The 14,832-nt window shown below is 62.7% G+C and carries 11 protein-coding genes and 1 pseudogene; 10 read left to right on the forward strand and 2 right to left on the reverse strand.

Translation table 11 applies throughout. The features are described from left to right. Positions 1-160: 160 nt before the first annotated feature. Entirely contained in the window at positions 161-1,066 is a 906-nt protein-coding gene (locus A6U98_RS29490; RefSeq protein WP_064654468.1) for an EamA family transporter, read from the reverse strand. A gap of 112 nt (positions 1,067-1,178) precedes the next feature. Between A6U98_RS29490 and A6U98_RS29495 the strand changes: the two genes are divergently transcribed. After that, positions 1,179-2,054, forward strand: coding sequence for a LysR substrate-binding domain-containing protein (locus tag A6U98_RS29495; protein ID WP_064654469.1), 876 nt, complete (start codon positions 1,179-1,181; stop codon positions 2,052-2,054). Here A6U98_RS29495 and A6U98_RS29500 read toward each other — a convergent pair. Beyond that, positions 2,029-3,087: a GlxA family transcriptional regulator gene (locus A6U98_RS29500; RefSeq protein WP_082934016.1), complete on the reverse strand. Its 1,059-nt coding sequence runs from the start codon at positions 3,085-3,087 to the stop codon at positions 2,029-2,031. The genes A6U98_RS29495 and A6U98_RS29500 overlap by 26 nt on opposite strands. A gap of 40 nt (positions 3,088-3,127) precedes the next feature. On the opposite strand from A6U98_RS29500, the gene A6U98_RS29505 reads away from it, so the two are divergent. The 9 genes and pseudogenes from A6U98_RS29505 (at position 3,128) to A6U98_RS29545 (ending at position 14,801) form a co-directional block, all read left to right on the forward strand. After that, a complete protein-coding gene (locus A6U98_RS29505) occupies positions 3,128-4,030 on the forward strand; it encodes a 3-keto-5-aminohexanoate cleavage protein (protein ID WP_064654470.1) in 903 nt (300 codons plus the stop codon). A 7-nt stretch (positions 4,031-4,037) separates the two neighbouring features. After that, on the forward strand, positions 4,038-5,528 hold the full coding sequence (locus A6U98_RS29510; protein ID WP_064654471.1) for a carnitine 3-dehydrogenase: 1,491 nt from the start codon (positions 4,038-4,040) through the stop codon (positions 5,526-5,528). A gap of 10 nt (positions 5,529-5,538) precedes the next feature. Next, the gene (locus A6U98_RS29515; protein ID WP_064654472.1) at positions 5,539-6,699 is read left to right on the forward strand and encodes an acyl-CoA dehydrogenase family protein; all 1,161 of its coding nucleotides are present in this window, start codon (positions 5,539-5,541) and stop codon (positions 6,697-6,699) included. 4 nt (positions 6,700-6,703) lie between these two features. After that, on the forward strand, positions 6,704-8,758 hold the full coding sequence (locus tag A6U98_RS29520) for an acetate--CoA ligase family protein (protein ID WP_064654473.1): 2,055 nt from the start codon (positions 6,704-6,706) through the stop codon (positions 8,756-8,758). Positions 8,759-8,764: 6 nt separating this feature from the next. Next, positions 8,765-9,547: a carnitinyl-CoA dehydratase gene (locus tag A6U98_RS29525; RefSeq protein WP_064654474.1), complete on the forward strand. Its 783-nt coding sequence runs from the start codon at positions 8,765-8,767 to the stop codon at positions 9,545-9,547. Between the two features lie 118 nt (positions 9,548-9,665). Then, positions 9,666-11,255, forward strand: a complete 1,590-nt coding sequence (locus tag A6U98_RS29530; protein ID WP_064654475.1) for an ABC transporter substrate-binding protein — start codon at positions 9,666-9,668, stop codon at positions 11,253-11,255. Between the two features lie 97 nt (positions 11,256-11,352). Next, positions 11,353-12,357 carry an ABC transporter permease gene (locus A6U98_RS29535; RefSeq protein ID WP_064654476.1) on the forward strand — a complete coding sequence of 335 codons (1,005 nt, stop codon included), beginning with the start codon at positions 11,353-11,355 and terminating at the stop codon, positions 12,355-12,357. Continuing rightward, positions 12,354-13,181, forward strand: coding sequence for an ABC transporter permease (locus A6U98_RS29540; RefSeq protein ID WP_064654477.1), 828 nt, complete (start codon positions 12,354-12,356; stop codon positions 13,179-13,181). Before A6U98_RS29535 ends, A6U98_RS29540 begins: the two co-directional genes overlap by 4 nt. Next, positions 13,174-14,801: pseudogene (locus A6U98_RS29545) on the forward strand (ABC transporter ATP-binding protein). The gene A6U98_RS29540 and the pseudogene A6U98_RS29545 overlap by 8 nt, the downstream one beginning before the upstream one ends. Positions 14,802-14,832: the final 31 nt, after the last annotated feature.

Here is a 14,832-nt window from a genome sequence, read left to right on the forward strand (position 1 = left end):
CATGCCTGACGGAAAACAGCGATCAAGAAAGCGACATGGGCGCAACCCAAAGGCGACAGTCGGCAAAGTCGCAATAGCGCTGCGTAGCGGAAATAATTGATCCCGCGAATACGGCGGTTTTCCGGATCGTCCGGGAAGATTTGATCGCCGCCTAAAAGCTTTAGGTGCGATGCGGTCGCCGGCTGCGGTTGACGTCGATGGCCGTGTGCCAGAGCACGGCGCCAAGGATGATCGCGCCGCCGAAAAAGGTGGCGACGGGCGGTTCTTCGGAAAACAGCAGCCAGACCCAGAACGGCGTGAGCACGATTTCCATCGTGCCGATCAGTGCCGCCTCCGCCGGCGGCATCCGCTTCGCCCCGGCAAGGAAGAGCACCAGCGCCAGGGAGAAATTGGTCGCGCCGAAAGCGGCGAGGACGATCCAGTTGTGCAGGTCAAGCGAACCGACCGAACCGAAAGGGGCAAAGATGGCCAGCGTCAGGAAGGCGCTAACGACGGTCGGAGGCAGGCTCGGCACGTCGGGATTGATGCGCGGAATGATGATGACGAGCGCGAAGGACGCCGTCATGCCGAGCGCCAGCAGGTCGCCCCAACCGGTCCCGCCGCCGATCGACGAGGCGACGATCACGGCAACGCCGAAGAGCGAGATGCCGCCGGCAATCAGCGTCCGCTTGGAGACCCTCTCCCTGAGGATGAGCCAGCCGAGCAACGCTGCGATAAAGGGCGCGGTCGCATAGATCATGGTCACATTGGCGACGGTGGTCATATAGAGCGCCCCGATGAAGCATACCTGACTGAAGGTCTGGCATGCGATCATCGCAAGACCGGACGGATGGAAGACGGATCGCCATTGCTGCCGTGAGATGCCCCCTTCGAGGAAAAAGCAGGGGATCAGCAGAAACAGGCCGCCGAACAACGACCGCCAAGCGATCGCCGTCCATACGTCAGTCGTCAGGAGTCGCGAATAGACGCCGCTCGCGCTCCAGGCAAGCGTCGCGGCAATGATGAGAAGCACACCCTTCTCGTGCTCGCTGCCTGCGAGGCGTCTGGCCGGATTTTCAATTGTCACGCAGATATTCTCAAAGAAGGAAGTCGAACGCGGCTCATTTGTGCGTCAAGAATTGACATCAGACAAACGAATAGTAGAGATAGCTGTCATCGATTTTTTCTATGGCTAGCACATGCACGAACCGATTGAGAGCGACCTGCTCAGAACCTTCCTGGTCGTTGTCGAGACCTCCAATTTCTCTGCGGCTGCCCAGCGCATCGGGCGGACGCAATCGGCCGTCAGCAGCCAGATCAAGAGGCTCGAGGAGACGATCGGCGAAACGCTTTTCGAGCGGGGCGCCCGCGGCGTGCTGCTCACGCGCCCAGGCATACAGCTCGTGCCCTACGCCCGCCGGATCATCGATCTGTTGAGCGAGGCCGCCGCGACGATCCGCAGCAAGCCGCTGGATGGACCGGTGCGCATCGGAATTCCCGAGGAATACAGCCAGACGGTGCTGCCGGCAGCCCTTGCGGCTTTCGCCGTACGCCACCCGGCCGTCGAGGTCACCGTGTCCTGCGACTATACCGTCCGCAACCTCGCCGCCCTCGAGCGGGACGAACTCGATCTGGCCGTCGTGTTCGACTGGAGCGATGAGACCAAAGGCGAGGTCATCTGCATCGATCCGACAGTCTGGGTCACGTCGATGGTCCATCGGTTGCACGACATCGATCCCCTGCCGATAGCGACCTATCGCAACTCCGCGTGGTCACGCGATTATGCGCTCCGGTCGCTGGAGCAGATCGGCCGCAACTACCGGATCGCATTCATCGCCGATACAGGCTCTGGGCTGAAGAATGCCGTGATCGCAGGCCTTGCCGTCACCACGCTGTGCCGCAGCAACATCCCGCCCGGCTGCCGGGAACTGACTGCCGAAGACGGTTTTCCGCCGGTCGATTCCTCGAAGGTCGTGCTCCGCCGGAGCACTTACCGTTGCAGCGAGGCCGTTCGGGAACTGGCCGAAATGATACGGGACGCATTCCAGCCTATGCCGGCGCTTCCGATGGTGTGATGCGGCGCCGCAAGCGGCGCCGGGTCTCCGACGGGCTTTCGGAAAAACTCGCCCGGTAGCTTCTCGCAAAGGCCGAGGCCGAGTTGAAGCCGGTTGCCGCCGCAATGTCGGCAAAGGAGGCCGTCGTCTCGATCACCTTGCGGCGGGCCGCATTCAATCGCAGGGCGAGATAATGCACATGCGGGGGCGCGCCGATACTGTGCTGGAAGAGATCCTGCAGATGTCGGGCACTGATGCCCACCCGGCGGGCGAGCCGCGTGAGGATCAGAGGTTGCTCGATATGCTCCTCCATCAGCCGCACCGCCTGCGCGACACGAGGATCGTGCATGCGTAACCCAGCCGAGGCTGCGGAAAGCTGCTCGTCCGCATGGAAGGAGGGCTGCTCGTAACGGAACAGCCGGCTGACCTCGAGCGCCAGCGAATAACCCTGCCTTCGTCGGATCACCTCCAGCATCAGATCCACGGTTGGAAGCGAACCTGATGTCGTCAGCCGCTTGGCGTCGATGACGAAGCGATCCTTGACGGCCCGCACCTCCGGATAGGCCAGCGCGAAATCCTCGTAGTCCTCCCAGTGGACGGTCGCCGGCAGCCCGTTGAGCAGGCTCGCCTCCGCCAGTAGCCAGGTGCCGGATTCGATGCCGGCAATCATCGTGCGGTAGCGGGCGGCCTGGGAGAGCTGCATCTTGAGCGCCGGCGTCGCACTGCGGCGCCAGTTGTAACTGGCAAGCACGAACAGCGGCGTATCCTCGGTGGTCGCCTTGAAAGCGCCTTGGGCGGGCACGGCGATATTGCTGGTGGTCGGGACCGGTGCTCCGTCCGGCGTGAGCAGCCGCCAGCGATAGAGCTCGCTGCCTGAAATGCGGTTGGCGCCGCGCAGCGGCTCGATAACCGAGGCGATCAGGATCAGGTTCGCGTCCGGCAGGACGAGGAGGTCGATATCGAGCCGTTCCGTCGATCGCTGCAGCAAGGTCACCTCCCTCGAGTTCCGATAATGTATCGATTGCTTCCGAAAATGCAACGCATCGCTATGCATCCTGTCGCGTAATGCGGACAAGACGAGGGAGAACAAAAACATGCCTCTTGCGATGAACCGCGATGTTTTCATCACCTGCGCCGTCACCGGCGCCGGCGATACGGTTTCCAAATCCAGCCACGTGCCGATCACTCCCAAGCAGATCGCCGAGTCCGCCATCGATGCGGCAAAGGCCGGTGCTGCGGTCGTTCACTGCCATGTCCGCGATCCAGAAACGGGTGCTGCCAGCCGCCGCAACGATCTCTACACGGAAGTCACCGACCGCATCCGCTCGGCGGATGTCGACGTCGTCCTCAATCTCACCGCCGGCATGGGCGGGGACCTGATCTTCGGGGATGTCGAAAGCCCCCTTCCCCTCAATCCCAAGGGCACGGATATGGCCGGCGCCACCGAGCGCGTCAGCCACGTCGCCGAGTGCCTGCCGGAGATCTGCACGCTCGACTGCGGCACGATGAACTTCAATCTCGGCGACTATGTCATGACAAACACGCCGGCCATGCTGCGGGCCATGGCGAAGAAGATGACGGATCTCGGCGTGCGCCCGGAGATCGAGGCCTTCGACACCGGCCATCTCTGGTTTGCCAAGCAGCTTGCCGAGGAAGGCCTGATCGAAGACCCGGTGCTGATCCAGCTCTGCATGGGCATCCCATGGGGCGCGCCCGACGATCTCAACACCTTCATGGCGATGGTCAACAACGTGCCTCAGAGTTGGACCTTCTCGGCCTTTTCGATCGGCCGCAACGCCATGGCCTATCCGGCGGCCGCGGTTCTCGCCGGCGGCAACGTGCGCGTCGGCCTGGAGGACAACCTGTTCGTCGGCAAGGGCCAGCTCGCCACCAATGCTGAGCTCGTCGAAAAGGCCGTGCAGGTGGTCGAGGGCATGGGCGCCCGGATCATCGGCCCGGAAGACGTTCGCAAGAAACTCAAACTGACCAAGCGCTGAGGACGGCATGACAGGGATCAACAAGGCGGCTTGTATCGGCGGCGGCGTCATCGGCGGCGGATGGATCGCGCGTTTTCTGCTGGCCGGCATCGACGTGAACGTGTTCGATCCGCATCCGGAAGCGAGCCGCATCGTCGGCGAAGTGCTTGCCAACGCCGAAAAAGCCTATGCCATGCTGACCGGAGCACCCCTGCCGCCGCGCGGCAGGCTGACCTTCTGCACGACGCTCGAGGAAGCCGTCGCCGGCGCCGACTGGATTCAGGAAAGCGTGCCGGAAAGGCTCGACCTCAAGCGCGGCGTCCTGACGGAGATCGATGCTGTGGCGCGCCCGGACGCCCTGATCGGCTCTTCCACCTCAGGCCTGCTGCCGACCGATCTGCAGCGCGACATGAAGCATCCCGAACGCCTCTTCGTCGCCCACCCCTATAATCCCGTCTATCTGCTGCCGCTCGTCGAAATCGTCGGTGGGGAACAGACCTCGGCGGCGACCATCCAGGCGGCGATGGAAAGACTGGTGCCGATCGGTATGAAGGGCGTCCACATCGCCAAGGAGATCGAGGCCTTCGTCGGCGACCGGCTGCTCGAAGCGCTCTGGCGCGAAGCCTTGTGGCTGATCCACGACGATATCTGCACCGTCGAGACGCTCGATGACGTCATCCGCTACTCTTTCGGCCTGCGCTGGGCGCAGATGGGCTTGTTCCAGACCTACCGCATTGCCGGCGGCGAGGCCGGGATGCGCCACTTCCTTGCCCAGTTCGGTCCATGCCTCGCCTGGCCCTGGACCAAGCTCACCGATGTCGTCGATCTCGACGATGCGCTGATCGAAAAGATCGGCCGGCAATCCGATGAACAGGCGGCGGGCCTGTCGATCCGCGAGCTCGAACGCACCCGCGATGAAAACCTCGTCGGCATCCTGCAGGCCCTCAAGGGCGGTCGCGGCGGCGAGGGCTGGGGCGCCGGCAAGCTGTTGAAAGACTTCGAGCAATCGCTCTGGGCAACAGCCGGCACAGCGACCACCTCTTTCGACCCGTCGAAGCCGCTGAAGCTCGTCGAGACGAAGGTCGGCCCCGCCTGGGTCGACTATAACGGTCATATGACCGAGCACCGCTACCTGCAGGTTTTCGGCGATACATCAGATGCATTGCTGCGCCTCATCGGCGTCGATCTCGCCTATGTCGAGGCGGGGCAGAGCTATTACACGGTGGAAACCCACATCCGCCATCTCGGCGAGGCGAAGCTCGGCCAGGCCATCCATTCGACCTGCCAGATCCTTGGTGTCGACGAGAAGCGGCTGCACGTCTTCCACACCCTGTACGACACGGCGACGGGCGAGGCTCTCGCAACCGCCGAGCACATGTTGCTGCATGTCGACAGCAAGGCCGGCAGGGCCACACCGGCGCCGGCCGTCATTCTCGACAAGGTCAAGGCGATCGCCGAAGCGCATGAGAATTTGGTCGCGCCTGAAGGTGTTGGCCGTCACGTCGGCCAGAAACGGTAGGAGGATCGGCATGAATTTCGGACTGAGCGAAGAACAGGAAATGATCGTCGAGACGGTCCGCGCCTTCGTCGAGACCGAAATTTATCCGCACGAGAACGAGGTCGAGCGCAGCGGCATCGTCCCGCCGGAGCTCGGAGACGAGATCCGGCGCAAATGCATCGATCTTGGCTTCTACGCCTGCAATTTCCCGGAAGAAGTCGGCGGCGCCGGCCTCGACCATGTCACCTTCACGCTGGTCGAGCGGGAGCTCGGGCGCGGCTCCCTGGGGCTGACGGTTTTCTTCGGCCGGCCTTCAGGCATCCTGATGGCCTGCGAGGGCGAGCAGCGTGAGCGCTATCTCCTGCCCGCGGTGCGCGGTGAGAAGATCGATGCGCTCGCGATCACCGAGCCGGACGCCGGATCTGATATGCGCGGCATGAAATGCGCCGCCCGCCGCGACGGCAGCGACTTCGTCCTCAACGGCACGAAACATTTTATCTCCCATGCCGATGTCGCCGATTTCGTCATCGTCTTTGCCGCGACGGGCGAGGAAGAAACGCCGAAAGGCATCAAGAAGAAGATCACCGCCTTCCTAGTGGATCGCGGCACGCCGGGTTTCGAAATCCGCAAAGGCTACGATTCCGTTTCACATCGCGGCTACCACAACTCCACGCTCAGCTTCGAAGATTGCCGGATTCCCGAAGCCCAAGTGCTGGGCGAGGTGCATCGCGGCATTGATATCGCCAACCAATGGCTCTACGGCACGCGGCTGACGGTTGCCGCCACCTGCGTCGGCCGGGCGCGGCGTGTCTTCGACCTGGCCCTGCCCTATGCCGCCGAGCGCAAGCAATTCGGCAAACCGATCGGTGCCAATCAGGGCGTGTCCTTCAAGCTCGCCGACATGATTACCGAGATCGACGCGGCCGACTGGTTGACGCTTGCCGCCGCCTGGCAGGTCGATGCCGGCCACCCCGCAGACCGGCAGATCGCCTCGGCTAAGCTCTACGCCTCCGAAATGCTGGCCCGCGTCACGGACGAGGCGATCCAGATCTTTGGCGGCATGGGCCTGATGGACGACCTGCCGCTCGCCCGCTTTTGGCGCGATGCGCGCGTCGAGCGCATTTGGGACGGCACCTCTGAAATCCAGCGGCATATCATCAGCCGCGATCTGCTTAGACCGTTGGGAGCGTGAGCCGATGACGCCTCGCCCGCTCGACCGCCTGCTCAGACCGCAAACGATCGCCGTCTTCGGCGGCCGCGAGGCGCGCAGGGTGATCGAGCAATGCGACCGCATGGGTTTTGCGGGCGAGATCTGGCCTGTCCATCCGAAGCTCGACGAGGTGCTCGGGCGGTCCTGCTATCGTTCCGTATCCGATCTTCCCCAGGCGCCTGACGCAGCCTTCGTTGGCGTCAACAGGATGCTGACCGTCGAGATCGTCCGCAGCCTTTCTGAGGCCGGCGCCGGCGGTGCAGTTTGTTATGCATCGGGTTTCAGCGAGGCGACGGCGGAACTCGACGACGGTGCCGAGCTGCAGCGGGGCCTTTTGCAGGCGGCTGGCGACATGCCGATCCTCGGGCCGAATTGCTACGGGCTGATCAACGGTCTGGACGGTGCGCTGCTCTGGCCCGATCAACATGGCATGCAGCGTATCGAACGTGGCGTCGCCATTCTCACGCAATCCTCCAACATCGCCATCAACCTGACCATGCAGACCCGCGGCGTGCCGATCGCCTATGTGGTCACTGCCGGCAATCAGGCGCAGACATCGCTTGCCGATGTCGCCTGCGCACTGATCGACGACCCGCGTGTCACGGCGGTCGGCCTTCATGTCGAAGGTTTCGGGGACCTCTCTGCACTCGAACGCCTGGCCACCATGGCCCGGCGGTCGAGGAAGCCGGTGGTCGTGCTGAAGGTCGGCAGGTCCGAGCAGGCAAAACGCGCGGCGGTGTCGCATACCGCCTCGCTTGCCGGCAGCGATGCCGTCGCGGATGCCGTGCTCGCCCGCCTCGGTCTTGGCCGTGTCCAGACCTTGCCGGCGCTGCTTGAAACCCTGAAGCTGCTGCATGTCGCCGGACCGCTCGCAAGTCATTCGATCTCGTCGATGAGCTGTTCGGGGGGCGAAGCCTCGCTGATGGCGGATGCCGCCGTCGGTCGCAATGTGGAATTCCCCGCGCTGCAGCCGCAACAGCTACCCCGTCTGCGGCGGGTCCTCGGCGAGATGGTGACGCTTTCCAATCCGCTCGATTACCACACCTTCGTCTGGGGCGATCTCGCACGCCAGACTGAAGCCTTCAGCGCCATGTTCGAGGGCGGCTATGCGCTCAATCTCGTCGTCCTCGACTTCCCCCGCGGTGACCGCTGCGATGCGTCCGAATGGGCGATGACGGTAGACGCGGTCATGACGGCGGCCGCCGCAACCGGTGCGCTGGCCGGCCTTCTGGCGACCCTTCCGGAAAACATGCCGGAGCCGATCGCCGATCGGCTGATGGCAAATGGCATCGTTGCCTTCTGCGGCATCGACGAAACCATCACGGCAGCGGAAGTCGCCGCCGGCATCGGCCAGGCGTGGGATCGCCCGCCTCCCCTGCCGCTGCTCGACGTGTCCCCTATGGATGGCGAAATCGAGACGTTGACGGAGGCCGATGCGAAGGCGGAGCTGGCCGCCTTCGGCCTTCCGGTTCCGCACGGGCTGTTGGCCTCTTCTCCCGGTCAAGCGGCCGAGCAGGCCGAGCGGCTCGGTTTTCCCGTCGTGCTCAAAGCGCTCGGCATTGCCCACAAGACCGAGGCTGGGGCCGTCGTACTCAACCTGAAGGATATTAAGGCTGTGTCGAATGCGGCGGCGACAATGCCGCCGAATGCCGGCTATCTCGTTGAGAAAATGATCGATCCACCGGTCGCCGAGCTCATTGTCGGCGCCATCCGCGACCCTGTCTTCGGATTGTCGCTCACGCTTGGAGCGGGCGGAATCTTCGTTGAATTGCTTGAAGATTCCATCATCTTGCCTCTTCCGGCGACGAAAACCGATATTCACGCGGCAATTTCGCGTCTCAAACTTGCAAAATTGATCTATGGCTATCGTGGGCGGCCAAAAGGCGATCTCGAAGCTGCTGTCGGCGCTGTCTCAGCAACGGCAGATTATGTCGTAAAGAACGCGACATCCCTGGAGGAACTGGACATTAATCCATTGATGGTTCTTCCCGAAGGGCGTGGCGTTGCCGTAGTCGATGCTCTGATACGGCGGAGGAGGTAGCATAGGTTGAGCGACCACATTCGCACACGACGTGACGGCGGAGTAGTCGAAGTCGTCATCGACCGGCCGAAGGCGAATGCCATCGACCTTGCGACCAGCCGTGCCCTGGGGTTGATCTTCCGAAATTTCCGCGACGATCCAACGCTGCGTGTCGCCATCGTCTCGGGCGCCGGCGAGAAATTTTTCTGTGCCGGCTGGGATCTCAAGGCGGCGGCATCAGGCGATGCGGTCGATGGAGATTACGGCGTCGGAGGCTTCGGTGGGCTGCAGGAACTGCGCGACCTCAACAAGCCGGTCATTTGTGCGGTCAACGGCATCTGTTGCGGCGGCGGACTGGAGATTGCGCTGTCGGCCGACCTGATCCTCGCCGCCGAGCATGCGACCTTCGCTCTGCCGGAAATCCGCTCGGGCACGGTTGCCGATGCAGCTTCGATCAAGCTGCCGAAACGCATCCCCTACCACATCGCCATGGACATGCTTTTGACCGGTCGCTGGCTCGACGTTCACGAGGCACATCGCTGGGGTTTCGTCAACGAGGTCCTGCCGGCCGACAGGCTGATGGAGAGAGCATGGGAGCTTGCCCGGCTGCTGGAGAGCGGGCCGCCGCTCGTCTATGCGGCCATCAAGGAAATCGTGCGCGAAGCGGAGGGTTCGACGTTCCAGACTGCCATGAACAAGATCACCAAGCGGCAGTTTGCGACGGTCGACAGGCTCTATTCGAGCGAGGACCAATTGGAAGGCGCACGGGCCTTCGCCGAGAAGCGAAGCCCCATTTGGAAAGGGAAATAACCAGGCGGCAGCAACCGCATTATTTTCCCGCATGATGCGGGCACCGGAGGTGGAGAGGAAACTGCCTGCGGACCTGCCCGGAAGTTCTGTCAACGCACCATAAAGAAGGAACTGGGGAATGAACGACTACACGAAATATCTCGCAAGCCGTGTCACCGCCGGCGGGCTCAGCCGCCGCGAATTCATGGGACGCGCCATGGCGGCGGGCATCACACTTGCCGTCGCCGATAAGCTCTTCACCGAAAGCGCCGAAGCCGCCGAACCGAAACGCGGTGGCCACCTGAAGCTCGGCCTCGAAGGAGGCGCAGCCACCGATTCCAAGGATCCGGCGAAGTTCCTGTCGCAGGTCATGTTCTGCATCGGCCGCTGCTGGGGCGACATGCTGGTCGAGTCCGACCCGCTGACGGGTGCCGCCGTGCCCTCGCTTGCCGAATCCTGGGAGCCGTCGAAGGATGCGGTGACCTGGACCTTCAAGATCCGCAAGGGCGTCAAGTTCCACGATGGCAAGGAACTGACGATCGACGACGTTGTTGCGACGCTGAAACGCCACACCGACGCGAAGTCGGAATCCGGTGCGCTGGGTGTTCTCGGCTCGATCAAGGAGATCAAGGCCGACGGCGGCAATCTGGTGCTGACGCTCAGCGAAGGCAATGCCGACATGCCGCTGCTGCTGTCGGACTACCATCTGGTCATTCAGCCGAACGGCGGCGTCGATGATCCGCTGGCCTCGATCGGCACCGGCCCCTACAAGATGACGAGCTTCGAGCCCGGCGTCCGCGCCACCTTCGAAAGGAACAAGGACGACTGGCGCACCGACCGGGGCTACGTCGATTCGATCGAGATCATCGGCATGAACGATGCGACCGCCCGCATCGCAGCCCTGTCGTCCGGCCAGGTGCACTACATCAACCGCGTCGACCCGAAGACCGTCAATCTGCTGAAGCGCGCCCCGAACGTCGAGATTCTTTCGACCGCCGGCCGCGGCCATTACGTCTTCATCATGCATTGCGACAAGGCGCCGTTCGACAATAACGACCTGCGCCTGGCCCTCAAATACGCCATGGACCGCGAGACCATGGTGCAGAAGATCCTCGGCGGCTACGGCAAGGTCGGCAACGACTTCCCGATCAACAGCACCTATGCGCTGTTCCCCGAGGGCATCGAGCAGCGCGTTTACGATCCCGACAAGGCCGCCTTCCACTACAAGAAGTCGGGCCATAGCGGCTCGGTTCTCCTGCGCACCTCGGAAGTCGCCTTCCCCGGCGGTGTCGATGCAGCCGTCCTCTATCAGGAAAGCTGCAAGAAGGCCGGCATCGAGATCGAGGTCAAGCGCGAACCGGGCGACGGCTACTGGACCAACGTCTGGAACGTCCAGCCCTTCTCGACCTCCTATTGGGGTGGCCGGCCGACACAGGACCAGATGTATTCCACCGCCTATCTCTCGACGGCGGACTGGAACGACACCAAGTTCAAGCGTCCTGACTTCGACAAGCTGCTGTTGCAGGCCCGATCCGAACTGGACGAAGCCAAGCGCAAGGATTTGTATCGCGCCATGGCGATGATGGTGCGCGACGAGGGCGGCGTGATCCTGCCGATGTTCAACGACTTCGTGAACGCCTCCACCAAGCAGGTGAAGGGTTATGTCCACGATATCGGCAACGACATGTCGAACGGCTACGTCGCGACCCGCGTCTGGCTGGACGCCTGATGGCAAAGGGGCGTTTGCCCCTCCGATCTCCAACGAAGCCGGGACCGTGGGATGAAACCCCGCGGTCCTCCCGACGTTTTAGCGCGAGGTCCTCGCCATGACCAATCCTGCCCCAAGCATCTTGCCCGGCCTCGGGTTCCGGCAGCGTTTTCCGCTGCTTGCCCTTATCCTCGAGCGCTTCGTGCTCAGCCTGGTCCTGCTTTTTGCCGTCTCCATCCTGATCTTCGGTGGTCTGGAAGCCCTGCCCGGCGATTTTGCCACAACCTATCTCGGTCAGTCGGCGACACCGCAGGCCGTTGCCAATATTCGAGAGGATCTCGGGCTGAACCGGCCGGTCACGACGCGCTATGTCGAGTGGCTCGGCAACGCCGTCCAGGGTGACTTCGGCACTTCCTGGGCCAGCAAGAATTCAGTGAGCGAACAGATCGGCAAACGTCTCGGCAATTCGCTCTTTCTGGCGGGTTTCGCAGCGGTGATATCAGTGCCGCTCGCCGTCGGCCTCGGCATGCTGTCGGTGCATTTCCGCAACCGCCTACCGGATAAGATCATCAACATTATCTCGCTCGCGGCGATCTCATTGCCGGAATTCTTCATCGGCTACCTGCTGATCCTGTTCTTCGCGGTGAAGCTCGGCATGGCGACCTTTCCAGCGACCGTCTACGACAGCATGGGTCTCGTCGAGCGATTGAAGGCGATCGCGCTGCCGACGGCGACGCTGGTGCTCGTCGTGCTTGCGCATATGATGCGCATGACGCGGGCGGCGATCCTCTCCGTCATGTCGTCGGCCTATATGGAAACCGCCGAACTGAAGGGCCTTAGCGCCTTCCGCGCGATCGTCAAGCATGCTGCCCCCAACGCGCTCGCGCCGATCATCAATGTCATCGCGCTGAACCTTGCCTATCTCGTGGTCGGGGTCGTCGTTGTCGAAGTGGTCTTCGTCTATCCCGGCATGGGGCAATATATGGTCGATGCGGTCACAGTGCGCGACATGCCCGTGGTGCAGGCCTGCGGCCTGATCTTCGCGGCTGTCTACATCTTCCTCAACATGACGGCCGATATCCTCGCGATTATCGCCAATCCCCGGCTGAGGCATCCGCGATGAGATTGAGAGACATCCCCATCACCGCCTGGATCGGCATGGCTGGTATCGCCATCGCCTTCATCTTCGCGCTCTTCGCCCCCTGGCTCGCCCCCTATGGCGAGACGCAGGTCGTCGGCGACGTCTGGCAGCTGCCGGATAATCAATATATCTTCGGCCTCGACAATCTTGGCCGCGACATCTTCTCGCGGCTGATCTATGGCGCACGCACGACGTTGCTGGTCTCGTCCGCCGCCACCGTCATCTCCTTCTCGCTCGGCATCATCCTGAGCTTCACCGCTGCCGTCTCGCGCGGCATCATCGACACGGTGTTTTCGCGCTTCAACGATCTGATGATGTCGATCCCGACGCTGATCTTCGCGCTGGTGGTTCTTGCGGTCCTGCCGCAGAACATCATCGTGCTAATCCTTGTCATGGCGATCCTCGATTCCACCCGCGTCTACCGTCTCGGCCGCGCCGTGGCGCTCGATGTCGCGGTGATGGAATTCGTCGAGGCGGCAACACTGCGCGGCGAAGGCAAGCTCTGGATCATCTTCCGCGAAATCCTGCCGAACACGCTGTCGCCGCTGCTGGCCGAGTTCGGGCTGCGCTTCGCCTTCTCGATCCTGTTTCTCTCGACGCTTTCCTTCCTCGGCCTCGGTATTCAGCCGCCCGCTGCCGATTGGGGCGGCATGGTCAAGGACAACAAGGACGGCATCATCTTCGGTATCTCGGCAGCGCTGGTGCCGGGCACGGCGATTGCCGTGCTTGCCGTCTGTGTCAACCTCGTCGTCGACTGGCTCCTGAAACGCACATCCAGCCTCAAGGGAGGGCGCGGCGATGCCTGAGCTTCTTTCCGTTCGCAATCTGAAGATCGAAGCAACCAGCTATCCGCCTGGCGAGCCGCCGAAGCGAGTGACGATCGTCGACGGGGTTTCCTTCGACCTGCAGAAAGGCAAGGTTCTCGGCCTGATCGGCGAATCGGGCGCCGGCAAATCGACGATCGGCCTTTCCGCGCTTGCCTATGGCCGTGGTGGCGCCGAAATCACCGGCGGCGAGGTCTTGCTCGACGGCGCCGATATCCTGACGCTCGGCAAGAACGGCATCCGGAAAATTCGCGGCGCCCGGGTCTGCTACGTCGCTCAATCGGCGGCGGCCGCCTTCAATCCGGCGCACAGACTCGGCGACCAAGTGATCGAGGCTTCGGTCAAACATGGATTGATGAGCAAGGAGGAGGCGCGAAAACGGGCGCTTTATCTGTTCGGGGTTCTCGGCCTGCCCAATCCCGAAAGTTTCGGCGAGCGCTTTCCCCACCAGGTCTCCGGCGGCCAGCTGCAACGCGCGATGACGGCGATGGCGCTCTGCTCCAATCCCGAACTGATCGTCTTCGACGAACCGACCACAGCACTCGATGTCACCACGCAGATCGACGTGCTGGCGGCGATCAAGCATGCCATCGAGGAAACGCACACCGCCGCTCTCTACATCACCCACGACCTTGCCGTCGTCGCCCAGATCTCGGACGACATCATGGTCCTGCGTTATGGCAAGCAAGTCGAATACGGCAGCGTCCAGCAGATCATCGAGGCGCCGCGGGAGGATTATACCCGCGCCCTCGTCAATGTCAGGCAGGCCTACCGCGAGGAAGCCACCGACCAGCAGCACTTCTCAAAGTGGAGAATGTCAGCGCTGAATATTCCAACGGCTTCAAGGTGCTGCACGATGTCTCGCTGCATGTGCCGAAGGGGCAGACGCTCGCGGTCGTCGGCGAATCCGGTTCAGGCAAATCGACGCTGGCGCGCGTCATCACCGGCCTGTTGCCGCCGAGCAGCGGGCGCATCGTCTTTGACGGCAAGCCGCTGATGCCGGGCCTCAAGAGCCGGCCGAACGACGATCTGAGGCGTATCCAGCTGATCTACCAGATGGCCGATACGGCGATGAACCCGCGGCAAACGGTCCGCTACATTATCGGCCGCCCGCTGACCTTCTATTATGGTTTGAGAGGTGCCGAGAAAACCGCCCGGGTCAAGGAACTGCTCGACCAGATCGAAATGGGCAAGGGCTTTGTCGATCGCTACCCGGCCGAATTATCCGGCGGCCAGAAGCAGCGCGTCGCGATCGCCAGAGCGCTTGCCGCCAAGCCCGAACTCATCCTCTGCGACGAGCCGACTTCGGCGCTCGATCCACTGGTGGCGGAGGGTATCCTCAAACTGCTCCTGCGCCTGCAGGAAGAAGAACAGCTGTCCTATGTCTTCATCACCCACGACATCGCGATCGTCCGGGCGATTGCCGACAGCGTGGCGGTGATGCATCGTGGCAAGCTGGTGCGGTTCGGTCCGAAATCGACGGCGCTGTCGCCGCCCTTTGACGACTACACCGATCTGCTGTTGAAATCCGTACCGGAAATGGAAATCGGCTGGCTGGAACGGGTGCTTGCCACGCGTCGCATGGAGAGCGCCGGTAACTGACTCGACGAGGGCAGAGCCCTCGTCTCACGGA

This window comes from Rhizobium sp. WYCCWR10014 (genome assembly GCF_001657485.1).
Taxonomy (GTDB): Bacteria; Pseudomonadota; Alphaproteobacteria; order Rhizobiales; family Rhizobiaceae; genus Rhizobium.